Raw genomic sequence first — 25699 nt, forward strand, 5'->3', positions numbered from 1 at the left:
CCCCGCCATTGAGCCCGGCCACCCCCGCAACACCGGCACCCCCATCGCCGAACAAGAACCCGCCGTCACCGAGATCGCCGAACCACCCCGACCCGCCCAACAACGACTCGTTGGCCCCGGCGAACCCATCCAGGCCGTTACCGATCAACGCCCGCCCGAACAGGTCCACGAACGGCTGGTTGATCAACTCCAGAAACGGCTGGTTACCAGCGATGAAGTCCTGCGACAAGGTGTACAGGGGCAGGTACAACTGCTCGTGGTAGAACGTCGCCACCGCGAGATCGAACTGCTCGAACACCCCATAGAAGAACTCCGCGGCATCTGCCGAGCCCGCGTCGCCGAACCCCGCCCACAGATCCGCGTCCACTAATGCCTCAGCCGGCTCCGGTCCCTCAAGCCACCCCGCCCACACAACCGGATCCAGCAGATCCTCAAAATCCGCCGCCGCCACCGGCGCAGGCGACAACCCCACCGCCAAGAACGCGGCAACAGCACTACCGGCCCCCACCGCAGCACGCCCCACCGAACGCCGACCCGACGAACGGACAACTTTGCTGTTGCAGTGACGAGCCACGTGCTGCTCCTGGATTGGCGGGTCCTCAACCGAGGGTGCGGCGATTCCGCGAAGACGGAAGCTACCTAAGCGCCGTTATGGCCGCCAATCGAAACTGGAGAGAAGTTTTCCGATGTGGACCAAATGAGAGTGAATAGGCCCTAAACAGCCAGGTCGCCTTCACTTGGGCGATGATGTCCATCACAGAAGACAGCTGAAGTGAAATTACTCATAGGGCAACTAACCGAATGGTGGTTTTTCCCTGAGAACTGACGCAATCCCGCGTCGGTGATTCTTGCCCAAGACCACGGTAACGCCCAAACGAGCCCAGCGATAGGCGTTTGTCGGGGTACTTTTCTCCACTTATCTCCCAGCTGATCCGCAGCGGTCCAGCGACGATGCCCGCCGACCCCGACTTCCAATGCCCTTCAGCCGCGCCCACTACCACGAGGAGCACACCCCACACCCGACTCTCAGCGCGATGCGCCGCGCGCCACTGGTCGCATGGCCGGCCCGCATCTGCCTGCAAGCAGACGACGGACGCAGGAAAAAATGGCACCGATGCCGTGGACAACCGTCCGGACCGGTCAGATCTTCGCCACCATCGCGTGCAACTCTTCGAAGGACCACGGCGCACAGCTCTGGTGGTCGCGGTAGCCCAGAACCGCCGGAACCGGCCGCTCGAAACGGCCCACGAAACCCCCCGATGCCAGAAAGACCGACCCGGTCACGCCGGCCGCCCGGTCACTGGCCAGATAGGCATACAACGGTGCGACATAGTCGGCGGGAGCCGGATCCAGCGACGCCCGCATGCTGATCTCGTCGAGCAGCCCGCGGGCGTGCAGATCGCGGATGTGTTGCTCGTAGTCCTCACCGGTGGACAGTCGCGTCTTCGCACCGGGGCACACGACGTTCGCCCGCACCCCGTACTGCGCAAGTTCGGCAGCCACGGCCACGGTCAGCCCGTTGATCGCACCCTTACCGGCCGGATATCCCGTGCCGCCGTAGTCACCCAGGAACGCCACCGAACCGCTGTTGACGATCGAACCGCTGCGCTGCTCGGCCATGATCGGCGCGGCGGCCCGGCAGGTCTGAAAGACCGTGCCCAGATGGGCGTCGAGCAGCTCGTGAAACTGCGCGGTGGACACCGACAGGATCGAGGAGCCGGCGGGTTCGGCGATGCCGGCACAGTTGATCAGCACGTCCACACTGCGGTATTCCTCGCGACAGGCCTGCACCAGCGCCACGGCGGTCGCCTCGAGATGAGCGGCGCCGGATACGCCGACAGCGCGGCCACCCGAACCGGTGATCGCGCCCACCGTCTCGGCGACCGCGTCCGGGTCCCGGCCGTTCACCACCACTCCGGCGCCGCACTCCGCCAGCAGGTGCGCCACCGCTTGGCCGATACCCCGGCTGCCGCCGACGACGACGGCTCCCCGGCCGGCGAGCAAGTCCGGCGCGCCGTGCTGCGTCACTTGCCCTTCTGCTTGTCCAGCACCGCCGTGACGTTGGCCTTCTTGTCTTCGCCCTTGCCTTCGGCGGCGGCCTTGTTGCGCTTGGCGATCACCTTCTCGACCACGGCGTTGAGCACCGAACCCCGCGGAAAACCCACGTAGTGGGTGATGAAGATCGCCATCTCCCGCAGCTCGTCCTCAGTGAGCTCGCCGTTGTGCAGGGCCGCGTTGACCTGGATCTCCGCCAGATCCTTGTCGCCGACCGAGGTGACCACCGTCAGTGTCATCAACCGCTTGTCGCGCATGGAAAGCCCCGGGCGGCTCCAGATTCGGCCGAACAGGTGATCGGCGGTGAGCGCGAAGTACTCGCCCGGCATGTCGGGCATCTCCCAGGCGTAGACCTCATTCATCTTGGCCAGCCCGGTACGGCGCAGTTCGTCCATCAGATCTCTCCTAATCCTCGGCGTGCGGCACACCCAGGCCGGCCGCGAGTTGGGTCAATGCCACCTGGGCGAGCGGGAGGTCGACCCCGTTGGCCTGCCCCAGGCCCAGCGCGAGACGCAGGTCCTTCTCCCCGAGCTCACGGGTGTGGGTGAAGGCCTCGCGCAGGAAATGCCCTTCCGGTAGCGGGGCCGTGGAGTCGAGAAACATAATCGCGCCGGGTCCGCCGGCGAGGGCATCGGTGTGCCGCACCACCCGGCCCAGGGCCTGCAGATCCAGCCCCGCCGCCTCGGCCAACTTCATAGCCTCGCCGGCCGCCGCAAAGCCGGTGAACGTCAACATGTTGCGCGCCAGCTTCATCCGGGTTCCAGCGCCGGGCCGCCCGGCGTGGATCACCAACGACGCCCACTGCTTGAACGCCGGCTTGATCTGTTCGTAGACCGCCCGCTCGGCACCGACCATGGTGGCCAGTTGGCCCTTCTCAGCCGCACCGGCACCACCGCTGACCGGTGCGTCGATGACGTGAATACCCTGCTGCGCCAGCTCTTCGGCCAACTCGGCGGCCGTGGTGTCGGCGATCGTCGAGTGAATCGCGATGACGGTCCCCGGCTTGGCCGTGGTCACCAGTTCGGCGACCACCTGGCGGACCTGGGCATCGTCGAGCACCGTGATGCTGATGATGTCGGCGCTCGCTCCGACCTCGGCGATACTGTCGGCGGCGCGGGCCCCGGCCTGCGCCAGTGGCGCCATCGCCTCAGCACGCAGGTCGAATACCGTCAGACCGCCGGGCCATTCGACCAGCCGCTGGGCCATCGGCGCACCCATGTTCCCCAGCCCGATATAGCCCAGGCGGGGTGTTTCCGTTGCCGTCATACGTTCGGGCTCCTTCTCATCGCTTCGTCACCTTCGCCGTGCGGCCGGGGATCCCGGCACTCCGTCTGCGCCGGTCAGGAGCGGATGATCTGTCCACCATCAACGTTGAAGATCTGACCGGTGATCCACGACGCCTGGTCCGACAGCAGGAACAGACACATCGGGACGAGATCCTCGGGCGTGCCCATCCGGGCCAGCGGCAGCTGCTGCACCATCTGCTTGACGATGGCCTGCGGGGTGGTGACCCGGTTGGCCTCGGTGTCGATCGGCCCGGGCGCGATCGCGTTGATCCGGATGTTGCGCCAGCCCAGTTCGCGAGATAGCTGTTGGGTCAGGCCGTTGACGCCCACCTTGGCCAAGCCGTAGAAGTTGGCGTAAACCCATGCCGCCGTGGAGGACTGGTTGACGATGGCGCCACCGCCGCGCTGGGTCATGTGCTCGTAGACAGCCCGGGTGCAGATCAGCGCACCGTCGAGGTTGACGCGCATGAACTTCTCGTAGTAGTCCCAGGGAACGGTCAACAGACCGTCGAGCTTCATTCCACCGAAGATCGCGGCGTTGTTGACCAGGTAGTCGATCCCGCCGAACTCCGCCACGGCGGCAGCCGCCATCGCCTGGGCCGACTCCACGTCGGAGACATCGACCGGCACGGCGATGGCCTTGCCTCCGTCGGCGACGATCTGCTCGGCCACGGCCTTCGCGCCGTCGAGGTTGATGTCGGCGACCACCACCGCGGCACCGCCTGCGGCCAGGGCCTGGGCGTAGGCCTGCCCGATCCCGCCACCGGAGCCGGTGACAATTGCCACCTTGTCGTCGAATTGGCCCATCTGTTGTTCTCCCTTGATCCGGTGTTTGTCGCTAGTTCGCCGCTGTGGCAATGGCTTTGATTTCCAGGTATTCCTCGAATCCGGCCAAGCCCATTTCCCGGCCGTTGCCGGACTGCTTGTATCCGCCGAACGGCACATCCGCGGAGTACCAGACGCCGCCGTTGACGTTGACGGTGCCGGCTCGCAACCGTGCCGCCACCCCGGCCGCCCGCTGCGGGTCGGCGCCGTAGACGGTGCCGGACAACCCGTAGGGCGAGTCGTTGGCGATGCGGACCGCGTCGTCGTCGCCGTCATGCGGGATCACGGTGAGCACGGGCCCGAAGATCTCCTCGCGGGCCACCCGCGCCTCATTGGTCAACCCGGCGATCACGGTGGGCTCGATGAAGAAGCCGGCGGGCTGGTCGGCCGGACGTCCACCACCGCAGGCGAACTCACCGCCCTCGGCGATGGCGAGGTCCAGGTAGCTTTGCACCCGGTCGCGCTGGCGCGCCGAGATCAGCGGTCCGCAGACAGTCCCGGGCTTGGACGGGTCGCCGGGCTTGATCGAGCCCATGGTGCGGGCGGCGATGGCGACCGCCTCGTCGTAGCGGGCCCGCGGCACCACCAAGCGGGTGGTGATGGCGCAGCCCTGCCCGGCGTGCAGACAGACCGAGAATGCGGCCACCGAGCAGGCCGCAGCCAGGTCGGCGTCGTCGAGCACCAGGAACGCGGACTTGCCGCCCAACTCCAGGAACACCTTCTTGATGGTGGCGGCGGCATCGGCCATCACGCTGCGCCCCGTGGCCGTCGATCCGGTGAAGGAAACCATGTCCACCCGGGGGTCTTTGGCCAACATGGCGCCCAGCGCATGGTCGGTCGAGGTGACGATGTTGACCACACCCGGGGGGATGTCGCTGTTCGCGACGATCAGCTCTCCGAGCACCGCGGCAACCCACGGGGTGTCGGGCGCCGGCTTGAGGACGACGGTGTTGCCGGCGGCCAGCGCGGGGCCCAACTTGGCCAGGTTGATCTGGTGCGGGAAATTCCACGGGGTGATGGCGCCCACCACGCCGACCGCCTCGCGCACCACCGTGCGCCGCGTCGGGATGCCCAGCGGGGCAGCCTGCCCGAGATCCTGTGTCCACGCATAACTCTCGGCCGTGTCGGCGGCGAACCCGAGGTCGCCGATCGGCCCTTCCAACTGCGCGCCGGCCGTCAGCATCCGCGGCGCGCCCACGTCGGCGATAGTCAGCTCCCGCAGTTCCTCGACGTGCTCGCGCATCGCGTCGCGCAGCTGGCGCACACACCGCACCCGCAGCTCGGTGTTGGTCGACCAGTCAGTCTCATCGAAGGCCCGGCGCGCCGCACCGATGGCGCGGTCCATGTCGGCGGCGTCGGCATTGGCCGCCTCACCGAGCACCTCTTCGGTGGCCGGGTTGACGGTGGCGAAGCCGCCGGCTCCCCCCGAGGTCAGCTCGCCGCCGATGAGCAGCCGGCTCCCGCCGTCAGCCAGTAACGCCATCAGTCACTCCCACAGCTAGGTCGCAGTTGTCGCGTGGCGAACACCGCGAAAATAGACACATGTCCGTTATCGCCCCGTCGAACCCTAGACCGACAGTTGCCGAACCCGCAACCCTGTCGGCGTAAAACCGTTTATTCCCAGGGGACTTGCCGAACGATTCGCCATTCAGCTACGTTGGACACGTGTCCAGCGAATCGGTGGCGGCAGTCGCAGCGTCCAACGCTGCCCCGGCCGAGCCGGGAACTGCAACCAGCCCGGCCGCACCCCGGAACCGGCGCCAGGAGGAGACCTTCCGCAAGGTGCTGAGCGCCGGAGTGGAGATGCTGCGGGAGAAGTCGTACGCCGACCTGACCGTTCGCGCGGTCGCGGCGCGCGCCAAGGTCGCGCCGGCGACCGCCTACACCTATTTCTCGTCGAAGAATCATCTGATCGCCGAGGTGTATCTGGACTTGGTTCGCCAGGTCCCCTACTTCACCGACGTCAACGAGCCGATGCCGAGCCGGGTCAACCAGGCGCTGCGCCACCTGGCGCTGGTGGTCGCCGATGAGCCCGAGGTCGCGGCAGCCTGCACGGCGGCGCTGCTCAGCGGCAACAGCGACCCCGCCGTGCGGGCGGTGCGTGATCGCATCGGCGCCGAGATCCACCGGCGCATCACCTCGGCGTTCGGGCCCGGCGCAGACCCGCAGAAGGTCTCGGCCCTGGAGATGACCTTCTTCGGCGCCCTGGTCAACGCCGGCAGCGGCGCCTTCACCTACCACCAGATCACCGATCGGCTGGCCTACGTCGTCAACCTGATCCTCGAACCAGGAGCCCCGTGATGAGCCCGCAGGCTGTGACATCCGACCCCCCGGTCCTCAACCCGTACGACTACGACTTTCACGAGGATCCGTTCCCCTACTACCGGCGGCTGCGCGACGAGGCCCCGGTTTATCACAACTCCGAGCTCAACTTCTGGGCGATTTCGCGCCACCAGGATGTGCTGCACGGGTTCCGCAACAGCGAAGCCCTGTCCAACCGGGACGGGGTCTCCCTGGACCCGGTCTCACGCGGCCCGCATGCCCAGCTGGTGATGTCGTTTCTGGCCATGGACGATCCGCAGCACCTGCGGCTGCGGACCCTGGTGTCCAAGGGCTTCACCCCACGCCGGATCCGGGAGCTGGAACCGCAGGTGATCCGGCTGGCGCGCCAGCATCTGGACAATGCGATCCAGCCCGGAGCGGACGGCACCTGCGAGTTCGACTTCATCAATGACTTCGCCGGCAAGCTGCCGATGGACGTCATCTCAGAGCTGATGGGTGTGCCCGAGGCCGACCGGGCGCGGATCCGGGAACTTGCCGACGGGGTGCTGCACCGCGAGGACGGGGTGACCGACGTTCCGCAGTCGGCGATCCAGGCGTCGGTGGACCTGATGACCTACTACAACGAGATGATCGCCGAGTTCAAGAAGCGCCCCGCGGACAATCTCACCTCGGCGCTGCTGGAGACCGAGGTCGACGGCGACCGGCTGGGCGACCAGGAGATCTTGGCGTTCCTGTTCCTGATGGTGATCGCCGGCAACGAAACCACCACCAAACTGCTGGGCAGCTCGGTCTACTGGGGCCACCGCAACCGCGACCAGCTTGCGTCGGTGTTCGCCGACCGCTCGCGGATTCCGCTGTGGGTTGAGGAGACACTGCGTTACGACACCCCCAGCCAGATCCTGGCGCGGACCGTCGCGCAGGACTACACCCTGCACGGAACCACCATTCCCGCCGACTCGGTGGTGCTGCTGCTGCCCGGTTCCGGAAACCGCGACGAACGCGTCTTCGATGCCCCCGACAGCTTCCGGATCGGCCGTGACATCGGCTCCAAGCTGCTCAGTTTCGGCAGCGGGGCCCATTTCTGCCTCGGCGCACACCTGGCCCGGATGGAGGCGCGGGTGGCGCTCGACGAACTGTTCAACCGGATCAGCGACTACCAGGTCGACGAGGCCAACGCCGTGCGGGTGCACTCCTCCAACGTGCGCGGCTTCGCCGACCTGCCGATCACCGTCAAGGAGGCATAAGTGCCACGTTTCGACCCGTCCCCCGCCCGGCGGCCCGCCATCATCACGGGCGCGTCCTCGGGTATCGGCGCGGCCACCGCAGAAGAGTTGGCGCGCCGCGGATTCCCGGTGGCGCTCGGCGCCCGCCGCACCGACCGCCTTGCCGACCTGGTGGGCAAGATCCGCGACAACGGTGGCGAGGCAGTGGCATTCAGCCTGGACGTGACCGACGCCGACTCGGTCAAATCCTTCGTGGCGCAAAGCATCGACGCACTCGGCGACATCGAGTTGCTGGTTTCCGGCGCAGGCGACATGTACCCCGGCCGCATTCACGAGCTGCCCACCGAGGCATTCAACGACCAGATCCAGGTACACCTGGTCGGCGCCAACCGGCTGGCCACCGCGGTACTGCCCGACATGGTCGCCCGCCGGCGCGGCGACGTCATCTTCGTCGGTTCGGACGTCGCACTGCACCAGCGCCCGCACATGGGCGCCTACGGCGCCGCGAAAGCCGCGCTGGTCGCGATGGTGCGCAACCTGCGGATGGAATTGGAGGGCAGCGGGGTACGGGCCTCCATCGTCCACCCGGGGCCGACCCTGACCGAGATGGGCTGGAAGTTGTCGGCCGAACAGGTCGGACCGATGCTGGAGGACTGGGCCAAATGGGGCCAGGCTCGGCACAGCTACTTCCTTCGCCCAGAGGATCTGGCCCGAGCCATCGCGTTCGTCGCGGAGACGCCGCGCGGCGCACACATCGTCGACATGGAGGTGCAGCCGGAGGCGCCCCTGCTCGACACCGCCTCCGATCGCTACCACCTGCAACTGGGTGAGGAAGGAATGCCGTCATGACCCGCGAGATCGACGATGCCGCCGCCGGAGAAGCAGTGGCGGCGCTGGCGACAGAGGTTCCCCGGGTGTCGGGGGGCCAGGCCGAACACGGCCACCTCGAAGAGTTCCGCACCGACCCGATCGCGTTGATGCAGCGGGTCCGCGACGAGTGCGGCGACGTCGGCTGGTTCGATTTGGCCGGACGCAAGGTGGTCCTGCTGACCGGCGCCGAAGCCAACGAGTTCTTCTTCCGCTCCACCGACGACGACCTCGACCAGGCTGCGGCCTACCCCTTCATGACCCCGATTTTCGGCAACGGCGTGGTGTTCGACGCACCGCCGGAGCGGCGCGCAGAGATGTTGCACAACACCGCACTTCGCGGTGAGCACATGAAACGGCATGCCAGCACCATCGAATACGAAGTGCGCCAGATGATCGCCGACTGGGGCGACGAGGGCGAGATCGACCTGTTGGAGTTCTTCGCCGAGCTGACCATCTACACCTCGACGGCGTGCCTCATCGGCCGCAAGTTCCGGGAGGAGCTCGACAGCCGGTTCGCCAAGCTGTACTACGAACTGGAGAACGGCACCGACCCGCTGTGCTACGTCGACCCCTACCTGCCGATCGAAAGCTTCCGCCGCCGCGACGAAGCCCGCGTACAGCTGGTGGAACTCGTGCAGGGCATCATGGATGGCCGCCGTGCCAACCCGGAGACCGACAAGAAGCGCCGGGACATGATCGACGTGATGGTGTCGATCCCCGACGAGAACGGCAATCCGCGATTTTCCGCCGACGAGATCACCGGAATCATCATCTCGATGATGTTCGCCGGGCATCACACCAGCTCGGGCACCAGCGCCTGGACGCTGATCGAGATGCTGCGCCACCCCGAAGCCCACGCCGCTGTGATCAACGAGCTCGACGAGCTCTACGCCGACGGCGGCGAGGTGAGTTTCCATGCACTGCGCCAGATCCCGAATCTGGAGAACGTGCTCAAAGAGACGCTGCGGCTGCACCCCCCGCTGATCATCCTGATGCGGGTGGCCAAGGGCGAATTCGAGGTCTGCGGCTACCCGATTCACGAGGGCGACATGGTTGCGGCTTCGCCGGCCGTCTCCAACCGGATTGCCGAGAACTTCCCCGAACCCAATGCCTTCATTCCGGAACGCTACAACGAGCCCCGCGAGGAAGACGTCGTCCATCGCTGGACCTGGATCCCGTTCGGAGCCGGCCGGCACCGCTGCGTGGGTGCGGCCTTCGCCACCATGCAGATCAAGGCGATCTTCTCGGTCCTTTTGCGCGAGTACGACTTCGAGATGTCGCAACCGCCGGAGAGCTACCGCAACGACCATTCCAAGATGGTGGTTCAACTGGCCCGCCCCGCCAAGGTGCGGTACCGCCGGCGCAGCAAGTAGAGACCGAAGGAGCACGGTGATGGGCAGCTACACAGTGAAAGTGGACCTGGACTTGTGCCAGGGGCACGCCATGTGCGAACTGGAGGCACCCGACTACTTCCAGGTGCCCAGGCACGGCAAGGTCGAAATCCTGAACTCCGAGCCACCCGACTCCGACCGTGGTCAGATCAAAGAGGCCGTACGGGCCTGCCCCACCCGAGCGTTGTCCATTGAAGAGAAGGAATAGAGATGCCGACTTCCCACCCACACCCCCGCGAGGTTCTCGAGGACTGGGTCGAGCGCTGGTTGCAGGCCAACCGGGACGCCGAGGCGGCCGGTGACTGGCGGCCGCTGGCCGACTTCTACGCCGATGACGCCACCTACGGCTGGAACATCGGCCCCAAAGAGGACGTCATGTGCGTCGGCATCGACGAGATCCGCGACATCGCCCTGGGACTGGAGATGGAGGGGCTGGACAACTGGCAGTACCCGTACCAAAAGGTCCTCATCGACGACAAGCAGGGCGAGATCGTCGGCTTCTGGAAGCAGGTCGCCACAGACGCCGACGGAACCGAATCGGAGATCTACGGGATCGGCGGCAGTTGGTTTCGGCTCAACGCCGACGCCAAGATCGAATGGCAGCGTGACTTCTTCGACTTCGGTCACGTCCAGAAGCTCTACCTGGATCTGATGACAGCGGGCAAACTCTCCGCCGGCATGCAGAAACGCATCGAGCGCAGCCTGGCCGGCGAGAAGCTGCCCGGCTACTACCCGCTGGGCACATCGCCGGTTCCGCTCTGGTGAGACACGACTGAAATCCCAGGAGGTCTCGTGGCCCTACGCGTCGCTCTGATCGGCACCGGCAATGCCGGGCGCATCGCCCTGCGCGGGCTGATCACCAACCCCGCCTATGAGCTCACCGGGGTGTGGGTCGCCACGGCGGCCAAGGTGGGCCGCGATGCCGGCGAGCTCGCCGGTCTCGACATCCGGACCGGCATCGCCGCCACCGACGACTTCGATGCGATCATCGGAGCCGAGCCCGAGGCCGCGGTGTACTGCGCGATGGGCGACACCCGGCTGCCCGGCGCGATCAGGGACGTCTGCCGGCTGCTGGCCGCGGGTATCAACGTGATCGGGACGGCTCCGGGGGTGCTGCAGTACCCCTGGGGAGTCATCCCGGACAAGTTCATCGCACCCATCGAAGAGGCGGCCCGGAAAGGCAATTCCAGCGTCTACGTCAACGGCGTGGACCCCGGCTTCGTGACCGACCTGGTGCCGCTGGCCTTCACCAGTACCTGTGCGCACATCGAACAGGTCCGCTGCCTGGAGATCGCCGATTACGCAACCTACGACGGCGCCGAGGTCATGTTCGACGTGATGGGCTTCGGCAATTCGCTCGACGAGGTGCCGATGCTGCTGCAGCCCGGCATCTTAAGCGTTGCGTGGGGCGCGACGATCCGCGAGCTCGCCGCCGGCCTCGGGGTGACGCTGGAGGCCATCACCGACGCCTGCGAGCGCGAACCGGCCCCCGAGGCGTTCGACATCGCCGCCGGGCACATCCCGCAGGGCGGCGTTGCCGCACTCAAGTTCGAGATCAACGGCATCGTCGACGGCAAACCCCTGATCGTGGTCGAGCACGTCACCCGGCTGCGCAGCGATCTGCGGCCCGACTGGGCGCAGCCCGCACAGCCCGGCGGCTCCTACCGGGTAGAGATCACCGGCGAACCGTCCTACACGGTCGACATCTGCCCGACCAGCCGGCACGGCGATCACAACTACGCGGCGATCGCCGCCGGTGTGGGCCGGGTCGTCAATGCGATTCCCGCCGTCGTGGCAGCACCGGCGGGCATCGTCACCACCCTCGACCTGCCGTTGGTCAGCGGGCCCGCCGTCATAGCGGCCACCGGCGACCCCGGCACCGAAGACAACCAGCACTGACCGAAAGGCGGACGGCCCATGGGGCGGGTAGACGGCAAGGTAGCACTGATCAGCGGGGGCGCCCGGGGCATGGGCGCGGCGCACGCGCGGATGCTGGTCGATGAAGGCGCCAAGGTGGTCATCGGCGACGTGCTCGACCCCGAGGGCGAGGCACTGGCGGCGGAACTGGGCGACGCCGCGTTGTATGTCCATCTCGATGTCCGGGACCCCGAGCAGTGGGCTGCCGCGGTGGCGGCGGCCGTCGAACGGTTCGGGAAGCTGAATGTGCTGGTCAACAACGCCGGAACCGTCGCCCTGGGACCGCTGCGCAAGTTCGACCTGGACCAATGGCACAACGTCATCGACGTGAACCTCAACGGCACGTTTTTGGGCATGCGCGCCGCCATCGACTCGATGATCGCCGCCGGCGGCGGGTCCATCATCAATGTGTCCTCGATCGAGGGCCTGCGAGGTGCGCCGATGGTGCACCCCTACGTAGCATCGAAATGGGCCGTGCGGGGCCTGACGAAGTCCGCCGCGCTGGAGTTGGCGCGCCACAACATCCGGGTCAATTCGCTGCACCCCGGTTTCATCCGCACCCCGATGACCGAACACCTGCCCGAGGACATGGTGACCATCCCGCTGGGCCGGCCCGGTGAATCCGAGGAAGTCGCCACGTTCGTGGTGTTCCTGGCCAGTGACGAGTCTTCCTATGCCACCGGTTCGGAGTTCGTCATGGACGGCGGCCTGGTCACCGATGTTCCACACAAGACCGGTTGAGCCCGGCATCGGGATGACCGAGCGCTATTCGAGCTCCAACGACAATCAGAGGTGGCCGTCTTGACATCAGCTCAATCAGCCTGTCCCTTCGGGTCGGGATTCGACTTCACCGACCCGGATGTCCTGCTCAACGGAATGCCGATCAACGAGTTCGCCGAGCTGCGCAAGACCGCACCGGTCTGGTGGAACGAGCAGCCCGCCCACAGCAACATCTTCGATGACGGCGGCTACTGGGTCATCAGCAAACACCAGCACATCAAAGAGATCTCGCGCGACAACGACGTGTGGTCGACCAACGCCAAGGGCGCGGTCATGCGACTTCCCGACGGCATCACCGCCGACCAGTTGGACTTGACCAAGGCGTTGTTGATCAACCACGACCCGCCCGAGCACACTCGGCTGCGCAAGCTGGTCTCTCGCCTGTTCACGCCGCGCTCGGTGGCTGCCCTGGAGGAGAAGCTGGCCCATTCCGCCCGGGAGATCGTCGCCGCGGCCGCCGCCAAGGACAGCGGCAACTTCGTCGACGACATCGCGATGAAACTGCCGCTGCTGGCCATCGCCGATCTGATCGGGGTTCCCGAAGCCGATCGGGAAAAACTGTTTCACTGGACCAACTCGATCATGAACACCGACGACCCGGACTTCGACTCCGATCCGGCGATGGCCAACGCCGAGCTGATGGGCTACGCCTACACCATGGCCGAGCAGCGGAGGCGCTGTCCGGCCGACGACATCGTCACCCGGCTGGTCCAGGCCGACCTCGACGGCGAATCCCTGGGCGAGACCGAGTTCGCGTTCTTTGTCATCCTGCTGGCGGTGGCGGGTAACGAGACGACCCGTAACGCCATCACGCACGGTATCGACGCGTTCGCCGGGCACCCCGACCAGTGGGAGCTCTACAAGCGGCAACGGCCCGAGACCGCTGTCGACGAGATCGTGCGCTGGGCGACCCCGGTGCACTGCTTCCAGCGCACGGCCAGGGTCGACACCGAGGTCGGCGGGGTGGCCATCGGCCAGGGCCAGCGGGGCGGACTGTTCTACAGCTCGGCGAACTACGACGAGGACGTCTTCGACCGGCCGTTTCGCTTCGACATCCTGCGCGACCCCAACCCCCACCTGGCGTTCGGTGGGCAGGGCACCCACTACTGCATCGGTGCCAACCTGGCCCGGATGGAGATCCGGCTGATCTTCGACGAGATCGCCGATCAGCTCCCGGACATCACCAAGCTGGCCGAGCCGCAACGACTGCGTTCCGGCTGGATCAACGGTGTCAAGGATCTGCAGGTCGCCTACCACGGCTGAGCCGCCGGTCGCGCAACCGGATGCCGGTCGATGCATGGGGTGTTTGCGGGGACCTTAACGCCGCCCGGCAGCGGGTTATAGGCTCCGAGCAAGTGAACTGCCGGACGTCCCGGAAATTCAAGAGGAAAGCAGGTTTGCGGTGAAGACAAAGGGTGCGTTGCTCTGGGAGTTCAACAAGCCGTGGTCGGTCGAGGAGATCGAGATCGGTGACCCCCAGAAGGACGAGGTCAAGATCCAGATGGAGGCGGCCGGCATGTGCCACTCCGACCACCACCTGATGACCGGCAGCATCCCTATGGCCGGCTTCCCGGTCCTTGGCGGGCACGAGGGCGCCGGAATCGTGACCGAGGTCGGTCCCGGGGTGGAGAATCTGGCGCCCGGCGACCACGTCGTGTTGTCGTTCATTCCGTCGTGTGGCACCTGTGCGACCTGTCAGTCCGGCATGCGCAACCTGTGCGACCTGGGCGCCGGTCTGCTCAACGGCGTGGCGGTCAGCGACGGCACCTTCCGGGTCACCGCGCGCGGCCAGGGCGTCTACCCGATGACGCTGCTGGGCACCTTCTCGCCGTGGATGGTGGTGCACAAGTCCTCGGTGGTCAAGATCGACCCGTCCATTCCGTTCGAGGTTGCGTGCCTGGTCGGCTGCGGCGTCACCACCGGCTACGGGTCGGCTGTCCGCAGCGCCGACATCCGTCCGGGTGAGGACGTGGCGGTCGTCGGTGTCGGCGGCGTGGGCATGTCGGCACTGCAGGGCGCGGTCAACGCCGGGGCCCGCAACATCTTCGTCATCGACCCGGTGGACTGGAAGCGCGACCAGGCCCTGAAGTTCGGCGCCACCCACGTCTACCCGGACATCTTCGCCGCGATGGGTGGGATGATGGAGGTCACCCACGGGCTGATGGCGCAGAAGGTGATCGTGACCGTCGGCGAGGTGCACGGCGCCGACATCGACAACTACATGATCCTGACCGCCAAGGGCGGCACCTGTGTGCTGACCGCGATGGGGTCCATGCTGGACAACCAGGTCACGCTGAACCTGGCGATGCTGACGCTGCTGCAGAAGAACCTGCAGGGCACCATCTTCGGCGGCGGCAACCCGCAGTACGACATCCCGCAGCTGCTGTCGATGTACAAGGTCGGCAAGCTGAATCTGGACGACATGGTGACCCGCCAGTACAAGCTGGAGCAGATCAACGAGGGCTACCAGGACATGCTGGACGGCAAGAACATTCGGGGCATCATCCGCTACACCGACGCCGACCGCTAGCGCGGCGGAGCCGGGCGCGGCGGGTCGGCGTTAAGGGCCCCGCCGACCGCTAGCGCGGCGGAGCCGGGCGCGGCGGGTCGGCGTTAAGGGCCCCGCCGACCGCTAGCGCGGCGGAGCCGGGCGCGGCAGAAGACACCGGTTGACTCTGCGCCTACCAGGCAAGCTCCTCGCACTTTCGCCTGGTAGGCGCAGAGTCAACGAAAGACTAGGCGGGCCGGAACACCAGACTGGCTTTGAGCTTGGTCCGGTTGCCGACCATGCCCAGGAAGTTCCCCTCGACGGCGAACTGTTTACGGGTGACGGTCGCCTCGGTGTTCAGGCGCACGCCGCCGTCATCGAGCGGGGACACCTCAACGTTCAGCGGCAGTGCTCCGGTGATGCCCTTGACGGTCAGTTCGGCGTCCAGCCGGACGGTATCGCCACCGGTGGACTCGCCCCCGGTGACCACAACAGTGATGTCGGGGTAGCGGTCGGTGTCGAAGAAATTCGATCGGCGCAGATCGTGGTCGCGGGTGCCCAGTCCGGTGTTGATCGAGGCGGCCTTGACCTCGACCCTGCCGGTCACGGTCTTGTCGTCCTTGATCTGGCCCCTGCCGCTGAACTCGGTGAAGGCTCCCCGAACCTTCAGCGCTCCCCACATGGTGCCGTTCTCGAATCGGATGCTCGACTGGCCCGGATCCAGCTCCCAGGTGCCGACTGCCTCCGGGCTGCTCAGAAAGGTTGCGACAGATGACATCTCATCTCCTCGGCCGGCGGCTTTGAAAGCCCGCACCATGAGCATCAGCTCACCATCGATGATACGCAGCAGCGGCCGTTTCATCAGGCTCTCGGCGCATATGCTGAACCCATGACCACCGTCTTCACCAAGATCATCAACCGGGAGCTGCCCGGGCGTTTCGTCTACGAGGACGACGACGTCGTCGCGTTCTTGACCATCGAGCCGATGACGCAGGGCCACACGCTGGTGGTGCCCCGTGCCGAGATCGACCAGTGGCAGGACGTCGACGGCGCCGCCTTCGCTCGGGTGATGGCGGTGGCGCAGCGGATCGGCAAGGCGGTCTGTCGCGCGTTCGACACCGAACGCGCCGGGATGATCATCGCCGGTTTGGAGGTCCCCCACCTGCACGTGCACGTGTTCCCCACCCGCAGCCTGGCCGACTTCGGCTTCGCCGGCGTGGATCGCAGTCCCACGCCGGAATCGCTGGACGAGGCGCAGGCCAAGATCAAGGCCGCACTCGCCGAACTCGACTGAGGCTCAGACGATCTCAGCTGGAAGATCGACATCTGGAGCGGGTGCGCTGGCAAGACGCGGCAGCGCGACCCGGAACGTGCACCCCTGGCCCGGCGGCGAACTCACGGTCACGGTGCCGCTGTGCGCCCGCGTCAGCGAGTCGACGATCGAGAGCCCCAAGCCGGTGCCGCCGCTGGCCCGCGCCCGCGACGAGTCGGTTCGGAAGAATCGTTCGAAGACCCGTTCCAACTCCTGCTCGCTCATGCCCGGTCCATGGTCGACGACCTCGAGGATGGCGTCGTCGCCTTCGGTGCCGACGCGCACGGTGATCGGGGTTCCATCCGGGGTGTGTTGCAGCGCATTGGTGACCAGATTGCTCAACACCTGCCGCAGTCGCGCTTCGTCACCGAGCACCTCCGGCGTCCCCGGGCCGTCGAAGACCTCCAGCTCGACACAGCGGTCCGGTGCGGTGGCCCGGGCGTCGTGCACCGCGTCGGTGGCCAGCACCAGCAGGTCCACCCAGTGCCGCTCCAGCGGGCGCTGAGCATCGGTTCGGGCCAGGAGCAGCAGATCCTCGACGAGCAGTCCCATGCGGCGGGCTTCGCTCTCGATGCGGGACATCAGCAACTCCACATCGCGGGCAGCGCCTTGCCGGTAGAGCTCGGCGAAGCCGCGAATCGTGGTCAGCGGGGTGCGCAGTTCGTGGCTGGCATCGGTGATGAACCGACGCATCCGTTCCTCGGAGAGGCGCGCATTTTCCGCGGAGGCCGCCGACGAGGCCACCGCCTCCTGAATCTGGGCCAGCATGCCGTTGAGCGCTAGGGTGAGCCGTCCGACTTCGGTGCGGGGATCCCGTTCCGGGACACGGCTGTCCAACTGGCCGGCGGCAATGGCCGCCGCGGTCCGTTCCACCTCACCCAGCGGCCGCAGGCTGCGGTTGACCACCACGTATCCGACGGCTCCCAGCACCACCAGCACGCCAACGCCGATCGTCACCTGCCACCAGGCGACGTAGCGCAGTGTGGCCCGGGGATCGGAAAGATCCCTGGCCACGGTGATCAGCCGGCCGTTCTCACCGTGTACCGACAGGGCCCGCCACTGCACGCTGGAGCCGTCGACGGAGCCGATCGTGACCGGCACGGGCCCCACGTCGTTGTCCGCCGGCAGCAGCGGCTCGGCGTTCTGGTCATTGACCACCGTCCAGACCCTGCCGTCGGGGTCGACATCGCGGACGTAATAGCTCGTTGGGGGCCGACCGGCGTGGGGATCCTCGCCGTCCCGCGAGGGCGCCCGCGTTCGTTGTTCCAGGGCCCAGCCCTGGGAAGCGTCGATGAGGGTGGCGTCGATTCTGCCGATCAGACGGTGTCGCAAGATCGTGGTCACGGCGTACCCCTGCGCCAACAACCCGATGGCCACCATGGCCAAGGTGGCTGCGACCAGACTCACCTTGAGCGGCAAGATCTCTCGGAGGGGTTTGACCGTCCCCATGACTTACGACTGCATTCTGGCGTTCGCCGGCCGAACGCCGCTCATCGCGGCTCGCGAAGCACGTAGCCGACCCCGCGCAGGGTGTGCAGCAGACGCTTGTCCCCGGTGTCGATCTTGCGCCGCAAGTAGGAGACGTAGGACTCCACGACGTTGACATCGCCTCCGAAGTCGTAGCGCCACACATGGTCGAGAATCTTCGGCTTGCTCAGCACGGTGCCGGCGTTGATCACGAAGTACCGCAGCAGGGTGAACTCGGTGGGCGACAAAGACACCGGTTCACCGGATTTCCACACTTCATGGGTGTCCTCGTCGAGTTCGATGTCGGCGAACTTCAGTCGGGAGTTACGCGGCTCCTGGGCGCCCTTGCCCGCCCGGCGCAGGATGACGCGCAACCGGGCCACCACCTCCTCCAGGCTGAACGGCTTGGTCACGTAGTCGTCGCCGCCGAGCGTCAGCCCGGTGATCTTGTCCTGCAGAGCGTCGCGGGCGGTCAAGAACAAGGCCGGGGCGTCGATGCCGTCGGCGCGCAGCCGGCGCAGCACCCCGAAGCCGTCCATGCCCGGCATCATCACGTCGAGGATCACCGCGTCCGGTCGGATCTCCCGGGCGCGGTCCAGCGCCGCGGGGCCGCTGGAGGCGGTGTAGACCTCGAACCCCTGGAATTTGAGGCTGACCGACAACAGTTCGACGATGTTGGTTTCGTCGTCGACCACCAGGACGCGGGCCTCCGGTGCGGCGTCTTGCGCAGCTATTGCTCCCATACCGACAATTCCCTCGCGGACCGATGAAAATGACCTGGATATTGGCTGTACATTTGTTGTCAATCAAACTAGCCGATGGGCGCTCCGAACGGCCCCCTAGACTGGCCTCGTGAGCCTGGTCAAGCAGCTGGTCGCCGTGTACACCGCTCCGGCGCGTATCGGTCTGTCGATCGCCGACGCCGGCCTCGGCGTCGCCAGTACGGCACTCGGACTGGCACGGCAGGCACTCGGCGAAGCCGCAAAGCCGGGGTCGAGCAACTCCATGGCGCAGATCCTCGGTCTGGAAGACACCATCAGCCGAGCCAACCGGCTCGCCAAGTTGATGGACGACGACGCCCCGCTGGGGCGGGCGCTGGCGCCGGGAGGTCCGGCGGACCGGTTGCTGGCACCGGGCGGCCTGATTGACCAGTTGACCGGACCGGGAGGGGTCGTCGACCGGCTTACCGCCGAGGGTGGCGGCCTGCAGCGCGCTCTGCAGCCCGGCGGCCTGGTCGATCAACTGACCGACGAGGACGGGCTGATCGAACGACTGCTGGCCGAAGACGGCCTGGCCGACCGACTGCTGGCCGAAGACGGGCTGGCCGACCGGCTGCTGGCCGAAGGCGGGCTGATCGACAAGCTGACCGCCCGTAACGGACCGCTGGAGCAGCTCACCGGTCTCGCCGACACCCTGAGCCGGCTGGCCCCGGGTATGGAGGCCCTGGAGCCGGCAATCGAGACCCTGCAGGAGGCGGTGATCGCCCTGACGCTGGTGGTCAATCCGCTGAGCAATATCGCCGAACGTATTCCCCTGCTGCCCCGCCGATCCAGCCGGCGCTCGCCGACCCGGACGGTGCGCTCCCAACGCGTGATCGACCAGGACCCGACCGATCCCGCAAGCTGATCCCACCGCGATCGGGCGGTGCCCGGGTCTGCTGCGCTCGCGGCCGCCGCTTAAGCTGGCAGCACCAACCCGCCTCCTTAGCTCAGTGGTAGAGCACTCGCCTTGTAAGCGAGCGGTCGTCAGTTCAATCCTGACAGGGGGCTCCAAGAGATACCTGGTAGCGCGACCGCAGGCGCACGTGGCGGCCGGCCTCCCACTCCCGGCGGCTAGTGGTCGCGGGTCAGGTACTCCAGCACCACCCGGGTGAAGGCGTCCTTGGCCTCGATCATGGTCCAGTGCCCGCAGTTGGGGAACACGTGCACCTCGGCGTCGGGGATGGTCCGCATCGGGATCAGCGCCATGTCCAGCGGGCTGACCCGGTCGTCGCGGCCCCAGGTCACCAGGGTCGGCGTCTTGAGCCGGTGCATCATCGCCCACGGCAGCGGGGCCTTTGACGCCTGCATCATCTTCACCATGTTGGTGAAGGATTCCTTGCCGTACATCCGCCGGGCGCTGGCCAGGGTGTCGGGCTCGGTGGCCAGTGCCCACCGCTCCTCGATGAGTTCTTCGGTGATCACCGACGGGTCGTAGACCATCGAGTGCAGCCACCGCACCAGTGCCTCGCGACTGGGATTGTCGACGAAGTCCTGCAGCAGCCGGATGCCCTCGGCCGGTCCCGGGCTGAGCAGGTTGGTGCCGATCCCGCCGATGGTCACCAGTCGGTCGACTTTGTCGGGGTTGCCGATGGCGTAGCCGATGCCGACGCCACCACCCATCGAGTTGCCGACGATGCTGAACCGGTCTAGGCCCAGCGCCTCGGCGAAGGCCGGCACCGCCCCGAACGCCGTCACCATCGGATGCCCGCCGAAGTCGTCGCTGACCCCGAATCCGGGGAATTCCAGCACCAGGCAGCGGAAGCGTTCGGCGAACGCGGGCAGCACGCCGCGGTAGTTGCGCCATCCGGTCACCCCGGGGCCGGAACCGTGCAGCATGAGCAGCGTCGGCCCGTCACCGGCCTCGTGGTAGCGCAGCACCCCCTGCTCGGTGGTGACCTCGCGCAGGGTCTCGTCGTGGCTCAGCTCTGCCGGCATGTGTCTCCTCAGGATCCCCGAATCTCTTAGACACGCTAACGCCGAACTGCTCCGGGGACGGTGCCGGGGTCCGATCTCGCCGGCGAGCTAGCCGCGATCGGGCTCCGGCGACGTCGGCCGGAACTTGCCGAACCGCATCAGGTAGCGCGGCACACCCGTGGCACCGACACAGCGCGGCCAGTCGTCGGCGCGGAAGTAGGCGTCCGAACCGCCGTCGACGAAGATCACGCTGCCGCAGAGAAAATCCGCCGCATCCGAGAGCATGAACAGCATCCAGTCCGCCAACTGGGCGGGATCGCCGTAGCCGCCGACCGGCACCGGGAAACTGCGGACCGCCTTCTCCTGGCCCGGGGTCGCAAGCTGCTTTTCCAGCAGCGGTGTCATGATCGCCCCCGGCGCCAGGGCGTTGAGCCGGATGCCGGCGCCCGCCCAGGCCGGCTGGACCGCCTGCCGTCGCACCCACCGCGAGACGGCGATCTTGGAGGCCGCATAGGCCATCGACGGCGCACCGGGCCCGAACAGGCGCAGCCGGCGCACCGCCTTGGGCGCTTTGCCGGCGAGCAGTGCCCGCACCGCCGCCCCCGGCACCACCGGCACGGTGGTGGTCGAGTTGCTGGCGATCACCACCACTTTGGCTCCGCCGGCCGCGGCCAGCGCCGGTCGCCACGCCTGCAACAGGTCGACCACGCCGAAGTAGTTGACCTGCAGGATCAGTGGCACCGCCCGCGGTGTGGGTCCGACGCCGGCGGCCAGTACCGCCCCGTCGAGGTGTCCCCCGCAGCGCTCCAGAACCTGCTGGGCTGCCGCCGCCCGACCGTCCGGGCCGGAGAGGTCGGCAACTACGTCGGCGTCGCGCAGGTCGACGCCGATCACCGTGTGGCCTTGAGCCCGAAGTTTCTCCGCGGCCTGCCGTCCCATTCCGGATGCCGACCCGGTGACCGCATAAGTGCCCACGGCTAGTCCTCCTCCACCACTCCGCGCAGCCCGTCCGCGCCGAACGCCGGCTCCAGCATCGCGGTGAAGTCCGGCCCGCGGCGCAGCATCTGCCCACCGTCGACGTTGATGATCTGGCCGGTGATGTACCCGGCCGCGTCGCTGAGCAGGAACAGTGCCAGGTTGGCCACATCCTCGACCTCCCCGGGGCGGGGCAGCGGCGTACAGATGCGGTAGTCCTCGCTCAGCTCGGGCGAGTCCAGGATCGGGGCGACCAGCTCGGTGCGGGTCAGGCCCGGCCGGATGCTGTTGACCCGCACCCATGAGGGTCCCAGTTCGTCGGCGGCCAGCTGCATGAGGTGGTCCAGCGCCGACTTGGTCGGCCCGTAGGCGCCGAACCAGCGGTGGGTATTGCTGGCCGCGATTGAGGAGATCCCGACGAACGAGCCGCCCCCGCCGCGCACCAGGGCCCGCCCGGCGTGCTTGAGCACGTACATCGAACCGTTGACGTTGAGGTCGACGGTGCGCCGCCAGGCCTGGGAGTCGATCTGGGTGATCGGCCCGATGGTCTCCGAGCCGCCGGCGCAGTGCACCACCCCGTGCAGCCTGCCGCGCGGGGCGGCGGCCTCGACGGCGGCGATCACGCTGTCTTCATCGGTGACGTCGGCCGGCAGGTGCCGCACCTGCTCGCCGAGTTCGGCGGCGACGGCCGCCAGCCGTTCGGCGCTGCGACCCACGATGAGCACGTCGGCGCCGGCGGCGGCCAGCGCGGCGGCCACGGCCTTACCGATGCCGCTGCCGCCACCGGTGACCAGGTAGCTGCGGTCTTGAAAGCTGAGCTGCACGCCGACCCCTCACGTCGTCACTGTCGAACAAGTCACCCGGCCGGTCAGGGCTGGTCGCGGCGGGCCAGGCCGGTGGCCTTGGCGGTGCGCCAGTCCGGCACCTCGGGCGGCAGCGCGATCGGCGCGTTGTTGTCGTTATGCGCGGTCCAGTGCGCGTGGCCCAGCTGGTGGATGTGGAAGCCGTGCCGCAGGGCCTCGCTGAACCCCATCGCATCGGCGGCGGCGTTCACCGAGTCCTTGATGAGCAACGCGGCCATCGTCGGCAGGTCGGCGATGCGGCGGGCGAACTCCAGGGTGCGGTCGGCCAGCTCCTCGGTGGGAAACACCTTGGAGACCATGCCCAGCCGGTAGGCCTCGTCGGCGTCCAGCGAGTCGCCGGTCAGCAGCAGCTCCTTGGCCTTGCGCGGCCCGAACTCCCAGGGGTGGGCGTAGTACTCCACCCCGGGCATCCCCAGCCGCACCCCGACCACGTCGGAGAACCGGGCGTTGTCGGCCGCGACGATCAGGTCGCAGGCCCAGATCAGCATCAGCCCGGCGGAGATGGTGTTGCCCTGCACCGACGCGATGGTGATCTTGCGCAGGTCGCGCCAGCGGCAGGTATTGGCGAAGTAGTAATGCCACTCTTGCAGGTAGGTCTTCTCGACACGCGCCTCCCGGGTGCCGCCGTTGCCGGTGAAACTCCGGTGTTGGTTCGGCCCGGGCAGGCGTTCGGCCACCGCCGCCTCCGAGCCCAGGTCGTGACCGGCCGAGAAGTTCTTGCCGCGCGCCCCCAGGATCACCACCCGCACGTTGTCGTCGGTTTCGGCCCGGCAGAACGCTTCGTCGAGCTCCACCAGCAGGGTACGGTTCTGCGCGTTGTGGGTCTCCGGGCGATTCAGCCAGATCCGGGCGATGCGCCCGTCGTCGACGGTTTCATATTCGACATTGCCGCCCGAAGCGTCGCCGGCCCGGTTCGATGCGGTCTGCGATGTGACCATTGCCTCCACCCTCGTCGTCGTCGCATCACAGGCTACGGCGGCGACCACCAGCTGCCCGAGCCAGGTGTGACACAGCGCGCACTTCGCTAGAGTCAAGTCATGCCTGCTAAATCCGAACCCGCCGACATCGAGGACGTGGAACCGCTGGCCGACAGCACCGCGAGCCAGGCCCGGCGCGTGGTTGCCGCCTACGCGGAGGACGCCGACGAATGCCGGGTGTTTCTCGCCATGCTGGGGATCGGGCCTGCGGCACCCGAGAAAAACGGGGCGTAATGCCCGAGTCGGGGGGCCCCGGCGCGTCTCGGCCGCACCGACCCGACGGTTCGGGCCAGGTGCCGCCGGTCGAACCGGGAGACTCCGATTTCGTCGTCGTGGCCAACCGGCTGCCCATCGACATCGAGGTGGCGCCCGACGGCACGACAGCGTGGAAGCGCAGCCCGGGCGGGCTGGTCACCGCGCTGGAGCCGCTGCTGCGTAAGCGGCGCGGGGCCTGGGTGGGCTGGCCGGGAAGCCTGGATGCCCCTGCCGAGCCCATCGACGTCGAAGATCTGCGCCTGCATCCGGTTCCGCTGAGCCCCACCGATATCGCCGAATACTACGAGGGCTTCTCCAACGCCACGCTGTGGCCGCTGTATCACGACGTGATCGTCAAGCCCATCTACCACCGGGAATGGTGGAACCGCTACGTCGACGTCAATCGCCGCTTCGCCGAGGCCGCTTCACGGGCCGCCGCGCCGGGCGCCACGGTGTGGGTCCAGGACTACCAGCTGCAACTGGTCCCCAAGATGTTGCGGACCCTGCGCCCCGACGTGACCATCGGCTTCTTCCTGCACATCCCGTTTCCGCCGGTAGAGCTGTTCATGCAACTGCCGTGGCGCACCGAGATCGTCGAGGGGCTGCTCGGGGCAGACCTGGTCGGCTTCCACCTGGCCGGCGGGGCACAGAACTTCTTGTTCCTGGCGCGCAAGCTCGTGGGCGCGCCCACCTCACGCGGGTCGGTGGGGGTGCGCAGCCGATTCGGCGAAGTGCGGCTGCCCGACCGCACGGTGCGAGTCGGCGCCTTCCCCATCTCGATCGATTCCGGCGAACTCGACCGCAAGGCCCGGGAGCGCGGAATCCGGCGCCGCGCCAAGGAGATTCGTGCCGAACTCGGCCATCCCCGCAAGATCCTGCTCGGCGTCGACCGGCTGGACTACACCAAGGGCATCGACGTGCGGCTCAGGGCGTTCAACGAACTGCTGGCCGAAGGACGCGCCAAGCGCGACGACACCGTGCTGGTGCAATTGGCGACGCCGAGCCGGGAGCGGGTGGAGAGTTACCAGATCCTGCGCGACGACATCGAACGCCAGGTGGGCCACATCAACGGTGAGTACAGCGAGGTCGGTCACCCGGTGGTGCACTATCTGCATCGCCCGGTCCCCCGCGACGAACTGATCGCGTTCTTCGTGGCCAGCGACGTCATGCTGGTCACTCCCCTGCGCGACGGGATGAACCTGGTCGCCAAGGAGTACGTGGCATGCCGCAGCGACCTGGGCGGGGCCCTGGTGCTGAGCGAGTTCACCGGTGCCGCGGCGGAGCTGGGCCAGGCCTACCTGGTCAACCCGCACGACATCGAGTGCGTCAAAGACGTCATCGAGTCAGCGATCAACCAGACCGAGGAGGAGGGCCGCCGGCGGATGCGGGCGCTGCGCCGCCAGGTCCTGGCGCACGACGTGGACCGCTGGGCCCGGTCGTTCCTCGACGCGCTCGCCGACGCGGCGACCTGACGGGGGGGGATTCCCGCCGCGGCCGAACGCGGCGGATGCCGAGCTCAGCTACACAGGTGGATCGGGTTGTCCTGGCAGGTCAGCGGGTAGTGAATCACCGGATTGGGCAGCGGCGAAACGAATGTCAGCGTGAAAGGGTGCTTCTCCAGTCCGGGCTGCATCCCGCAGACCGCGCTGTGGGAATGGGTATAGGTGCCCCGCAGCGACGTGTCGAACTGGTACATCTCTTCGCTGGCGGCCGTGGTGCCGTCGGAGCATCTGGTGCCGGCCAGGATCGGCGTCTTGTAGGTCCACTGTCCGTTGGACAGCTTGTAGGCTCCGGCCTGCCCCGGCGGACCGTTGCTCTCGACCTGCAGTTTGCAGCCGATCGCCAGGTGCAGCGGCACCCTTCCGTCGCCCACGATGGGGACGCACAGTGGGTAGATCCGCCAGGTGGCGGTGGTGTTGCCCTGCGTGTAGGTGAAGACGCCCTCGAGCGTGCCCTCCGGCGCCGCATCGTCGTCGGCGGCGGCCGGGGCTGCCAGCCCGGTGACCGCCGTCATCGCCACGGCCACAGCCATCAGGCCACGAATGAGTTTCCCCATG

The 25699-nt window shown here is 67.4% G+C and carries 27 protein-coding genes, 1 tRNA gene and 1 pseudogene; 15 read left to right on the plus strand and 14 right to left on the minus strand.

Annotated elements, in window-relative coordinates:
- From LI92_RS22920 to LI92_RS05055, 6 genes and pseudogenes are all read right to left on the minus strand, one after another.
- Positions 1-574 (minus strand): annotated as a pseudogene (locus LI92_RS22920) (hypothetical protein); the annotation flags it as partial.
- 566 nt (positions 575-1140) lie between these two features.
- Positions 1141-2028: an SDR family NAD(P)-dependent oxidoreductase gene (locus tag LI92_RS05035; protein ID WP_046316640.1), complete on the minus strand. Its 888-nt coding sequence runs from the start codon at positions 2026-2028 to the stop codon at positions 1141-1143.
- Positions 2025-2450 (minus strand): carboxymuconolactone decarboxylase family protein, encoded by a 426-nt coding sequence (locus tag LI92_RS05040; RefSeq protein WP_046316642.1) that lies wholly within the window; start codon positions 2448-2450, stop codon positions 2025-2027. Before LI92_RS05040 ends, LI92_RS05035 begins: the two co-directional genes overlap by 4 nt.
- A 10-nt stretch (positions 2451-2460) precedes the next feature.
- On the minus strand, positions 2461-3321 hold the full coding sequence (locus tag LI92_RS05045) for an NAD(P)-dependent oxidoreductase (RefSeq protein ID WP_046316644.1): 861 nt from the start codon (positions 3319-3321) through the stop codon (positions 2461-2463).
- A gap of 74 nt (positions 3322-3395) precedes the next feature.
- Positions 3396-4148, minus strand: a complete 753-nt coding sequence (locus LI92_RS05050; protein ID WP_046316646.1) for an SDR family oxidoreductase — start codon at positions 4146-4148, stop codon at positions 3396-3398.
- A gap of 31 nt (positions 4149-4179) precedes the next feature.
- Entirely contained in the window at positions 4180-5649 is a 1470-nt protein-coding gene (locus LI92_RS05055) for an aldehyde dehydrogenase (RefSeq protein WP_046316649.1), read from the minus strand.
- 197 nt (positions 5650-5846) lie between these two features.
- Between LI92_RS05055 and LI92_RS05060 the strand changes: the two genes are divergently transcribed.
- The 10 genes from LI92_RS05060 to LI92_RS05105 all read left to right on the plus strand — a co-directional run bounded on the left by LI92_RS05060 (position 5847) and on the right by LI92_RS05105 (position 15160).
- Positions 5847-6467 carry a TetR family transcriptional regulator gene (locus LI92_RS05060; RefSeq protein WP_152665341.1) on the plus strand — a complete coding sequence of 207 codons (621 nt, stop codon included), beginning with the start codon at positions 5847-5849 and terminating at the stop codon, positions 6465-6467.
- Positions 6467-7693 carry a cytochrome P450 gene (locus LI92_RS05065; RefSeq protein ID WP_046316654.1) on the plus strand — a complete coding sequence of 409 codons (1227 nt, stop codon included), beginning with the start codon at positions 6467-6469 and terminating at the stop codon, positions 7691-7693. The genes LI92_RS05060 and LI92_RS05065 overlap by 1 nt, the downstream gene beginning before the upstream one ends.
- Complete coding sequence (locus LI92_RS05070) at positions 7694-8521, plus strand: SDR family oxidoreductase (protein WP_046316656.1); 828 nt, start codon at positions 7694-7696, stop codon at positions 8519-8521.
- On the plus strand, positions 8518-9915 hold the full coding sequence (gene cyp51, locus LI92_RS05075; RefSeq protein ID WP_046316658.1) for a lanosterol 14-alpha demethylase: 1398 nt from the start codon (positions 8518-8520) through the stop codon (positions 9913-9915). The genes LI92_RS05070 and cyp51 overlap by 4 nt, the downstream gene beginning before the upstream one ends.
- A 19-nt stretch (positions 9916-9934) precedes the next feature.
- Complete coding sequence (locus LI92_RS05080) at positions 9935-10141, plus strand: ferredoxin (RefSeq protein WP_046316660.1); 207 nt, start codon at positions 9935-9937, stop codon at positions 10139-10141.
- Between the two features lie 2 nt (positions 10142-10143).
- Positions 10144-10698 (plus strand): nuclear transport factor 2-like protein, encoded by a 555-nt coding sequence (locus tag LI92_RS05085; protein ID WP_046316662.1) that lies wholly within the window; start codon positions 10144-10146, stop codon positions 10696-10698.
- Positions 10699-10725: 27 nt separating this feature from the next.
- Positions 10726-11832, plus strand: coding sequence for an NAD(P)H-dependent amine dehydrogenase family protein (locus LI92_RS05090; RefSeq protein ID WP_046316664.1), 1107 nt, complete (start codon positions 10726-10728; stop codon positions 11830-11832).
- An 18-nt stretch (positions 11833-11850) separates the two neighbouring features.
- Complete coding sequence (locus LI92_RS05095; RefSeq protein WP_046316666.1) at positions 11851-12591, plus strand: glucose 1-dehydrogenase; 741 nt, start codon at positions 11851-11853, stop codon at positions 12589-12591.
- Between the two features lie 51 nt (positions 12592-12642).
- The gene (locus LI92_RS05100; protein WP_502691400.1) at positions 12643-13893 is read left to right on the plus strand and encodes a cytochrome P450; all 1251 of its coding nucleotides are present in this window, start codon (positions 12643-12645) and stop codon (positions 13891-13893) included.
- Between the two features lie 139 nt (positions 13894-14032).
- A complete protein-coding gene (locus tag LI92_RS05105; protein WP_046316668.1) occupies positions 14033-15160 on the plus strand; it encodes an NDMA-dependent alcohol dehydrogenase in 1128 nt (375 codons plus the stop codon).
- A 205-nt stretch (positions 15161-15365) separates the two neighbouring features.
- Here the strand turns inward: LI92_RS05105 and LI92_RS05110 are convergent, their stop codons facing one another.
- Entirely contained in the window at positions 15366-15896 is a 531-nt protein-coding gene (locus LI92_RS05110; RefSeq protein ID WP_046316722.1) for a YceI family protein, read from the minus strand.
- Between the two features lie 111 nt (positions 15897-16007).
- Between LI92_RS05110 and LI92_RS05115 the strand changes: the two genes are divergently transcribed.
- Positions 16008-16412, plus strand: a complete 405-nt coding sequence (locus LI92_RS05115) for an HIT family protein (RefSeq protein ID WP_046316670.1) — start codon at positions 16008-16010, stop codon at positions 16410-16412.
- Positions 16413-16415: 3 nt separating this feature from the next.
- Here LI92_RS05115 and LI92_RS05120 read toward each other — a convergent pair whose 3' ends face one another.
- Positions 16416-17879: a sensor histidine kinase gene (locus LI92_RS05120; RefSeq protein ID WP_046316672.1), complete on the minus strand. Its 1464-nt coding sequence runs from the start codon at positions 17877-17879 to the stop codon at positions 16416-16418.
- A 41-nt stretch (positions 17880-17920) separates the two neighbouring features.
- Positions 17921-18640 (minus strand): response regulator transcription factor, encoded by a 720-nt coding sequence (locus LI92_RS05125; RefSeq protein WP_046316674.1) that lies wholly within the window; start codon positions 18638-18640, stop codon positions 17921-17923.
- A gap of 109 nt (positions 18641-18749) precedes the next feature.
- Here LI92_RS05125 and LI92_RS05130 point away from each other — a divergent pair, with 109 nt between their 5' ends.
- A complete protein-coding gene (locus LI92_RS05130) occupies positions 18750-19523 on the plus strand; it encodes a hypothetical protein (RefSeq protein ID WP_046316676.1) in 774 nt (257 codons plus the stop codon).
- Positions 19524-19594: 71 nt separating this feature from the next.
- Positions 19595-19669: transfer RNA gene (locus LI92_RS05135), tRNA-Thr, on the plus strand.
- Between the two features lie 60 nt (positions 19670-19729).
- On the opposite strand, the gene LI92_RS05140 is transcribed toward LI92_RS05135, so the two are convergent.
- From LI92_RS05140 to LI92_RS05155, 4 genes are all read right to left on the minus strand, one after another.
- Positions 19730-20593 (minus strand): alpha/beta fold hydrolase, encoded by an 864-nt coding sequence (locus LI92_RS05140; protein WP_046316678.1) that lies wholly within the window; start codon positions 20591-20593, stop codon positions 19730-19732.
- Between the two features lie 87 nt (positions 20594-20680).
- Positions 20681-21547: an SDR family oxidoreductase gene (locus LI92_RS05145; protein WP_046316680.1), complete on the minus strand. Its 867-nt coding sequence runs from the start codon at positions 21545-21547 to the stop codon at positions 20681-20683.
- A gap of 2 nt (positions 21548-21549) precedes the next feature.
- Positions 21550-22371, minus strand: coding sequence for an SDR family oxidoreductase (locus LI92_RS05150; RefSeq protein WP_046316682.1), 822 nt, complete (start codon positions 22369-22371; stop codon positions 21550-21552).
- 44 nt (positions 22372-22415) lie between these two features.
- Complete coding sequence (locus LI92_RS05155; protein WP_046316684.1) at positions 22416-23348, minus strand: enoyl-CoA hydratase; 933 nt, start codon at positions 23346-23348, stop codon at positions 22416-22418.
- Positions 23349-23447: 99 nt separating this feature from the next.
- On the opposite strand from LI92_RS05155, the gene LI92_RS22925 reads away from it, so the two are divergent.
- The gene (locus LI92_RS22925; RefSeq protein WP_109559861.1) at positions 23448-23621 is read left to right on the plus strand and encodes a hypothetical protein; all 174 of its coding nucleotides are present in this window, start codon (positions 23448-23450) and stop codon (positions 23619-23621) included.
- On the plus strand, positions 23621-25114 hold the full coding sequence (locus LI92_RS05160; RefSeq protein WP_286134870.1) for an alpha,alpha-trehalose-phosphate synthase (UDP-forming): 1494 nt from the start codon (positions 23621-23623) through the stop codon (positions 25112-25114). The genes LI92_RS22925 and LI92_RS05160 overlap by 1 nt, the downstream gene beginning before the upstream one ends.
- A gap of 44 nt (positions 25115-25158) precedes the next feature.
- Here the strand turns inward: LI92_RS05160 and LI92_RS05165 are convergent, their stop codons facing one another.
- Positions 25159-25698: a hypothetical protein gene (locus tag LI92_RS05165; RefSeq protein WP_046316724.1), complete on the minus strand. Its 540-nt coding sequence runs from the start codon at positions 25696-25698 to the stop codon at positions 25159-25161.
- Position 25699: the final 1 nt, after the last annotated feature.

It is taken from the genome of Mycobacterium sp. UM_Kg1, assembly GCF_000972925.1.
Lineage (GTDB): Bacteria > Actinomycetota > Actinomycetes > Mycobacteriales > Mycobacteriaceae > Mycobacterium > Mycobacterium hiberniae.

What these genes read in the sequence shown, in the direction of transcription:
- LI92_RS05120 (WP_046316672.1), bottom strand. Translation starts at nt 17,879, where the DNA reads ATGGGGACGGTCAAACCCCTCCGAGAGATCTTGCCGCTCAAGGTGAGT.
- LI92_RS05155 (WP_046316684.1), bottom strand. Translation starts at nt 23,348, where the DNA reads ATGGTCACATCGCAGACCGCATCGAACCGGGCCGGCGACGCTTCGGGC.
- LI92_RS05055 (WP_046316649.1), bottom strand. Translation starts at nt 5,649, where the DNA reads ATGGCGTTACTGGCTGACGGCGGGAGCCGGCTGCTCATCGGCGGCGAG.
- LI92_RS05110 (WP_046316722.1), bottom strand. Translation starts at nt 15,896, where the DNA reads ATGTCATCTGTCGCAACCTTTCTGAGCAGCCCGGAGGCAGTCGGCACC.
- LI92_RS05095 (WP_046316666.1), top strand. Translation starts at nt 11,851, where the DNA reads ATGGGGCGGGTAGACGGCAAGGTAGCACTGATCAGCGGGGGCGCCCGG.
- LI92_RS05080 (WP_046316660.1), top strand. Translation starts at nt 9,935, where the DNA reads ATGGGCAGCTACACAGTGAAAGTGGACCTGGACTTGTGCCAGGGGCAC.
- LI92_RS05065 (WP_046316654.1), top strand. Translation starts at nt 6,467, where the DNA reads ATGAGCCCGCAGGCTGTGACATCCGACCCCCCGGTCCTCAACCCGTAC.
- LI92_RS05125 (WP_046316674.1), bottom strand. Translation starts at nt 18,640, where the DNA reads ATGGGAGCAATAGCTGCGCAAGACGCCGCACCGGAGGCCCGCGTCCTG.
- LI92_RS05045 (WP_046316644.1), bottom strand. Translation starts at nt 3,321, where the DNA reads ATGACGGCAACGGAAACACCCCGCCTGGGCTATATCGGGCTGGGGAAC.
- LI92_RS05165 (WP_046316724.1), bottom strand. Translation starts at nt 25,698, where the DNA reads ATGGGGAAACTCATTCGTGGCCTGATGGCTGTGGCCGTGGCGATGACG.
- LI92_RS05115 (WP_046316670.1), top strand. Translation starts at nt 16,008, where the DNA reads ATGACCACCGTCTTCACCAAGATCATCAACCGGGAGCTGCCCGGGCGT.
- cyp51 (WP_046316658.1), top strand. Translation starts at nt 8,518, where the DNA reads ATGACCCGCGAGATCGACGATGCCGCCGCCGGAGAAGCAGTGGCGGCG.
- LI92_RS05050 (WP_046316646.1), bottom strand. Translation starts at nt 4,148, where the DNA reads ATGGGCCAATTCGACGACAAGGTGGCAATTGTCACCGGCTCCGGTGGC.
- LI92_RS05160 (WP_286134870.1), top strand. Translation starts at nt 23,621, where the DNA reads ATGCCCGAGTCGGGGGGCCCCGGCGCGTCTCGGCCGCACCGACCCGAC.
- LI92_RS22925 (WP_109559861.1), top strand. Translation starts at nt 23,448, where the DNA reads ATGCCTGCTAAATCCGAACCCGCCGACATCGAGGACGTGGAACCGCTG.
- LI92_RS05040 (WP_046316642.1), bottom strand. Translation starts at nt 2,450, where the DNA reads ATGGACGAACTGCGCCGTACCGGGCTGGCCAAGATGAATGAGGTCTAC.
- LI92_RS05085 (WP_046316662.1), top strand. Translation starts at nt 10,144, where the DNA reads ATGCCGACTTCCCACCCACACCCCCGCGAGGTTCTCGAGGACTGGGTC.
- LI92_RS05140 (WP_046316678.1), bottom strand. Translation starts at nt 20,593, where the DNA reads ATGCCGGCAGAGCTGAGCCACGACGAGACCCTGCGCGAGGTCACCACC.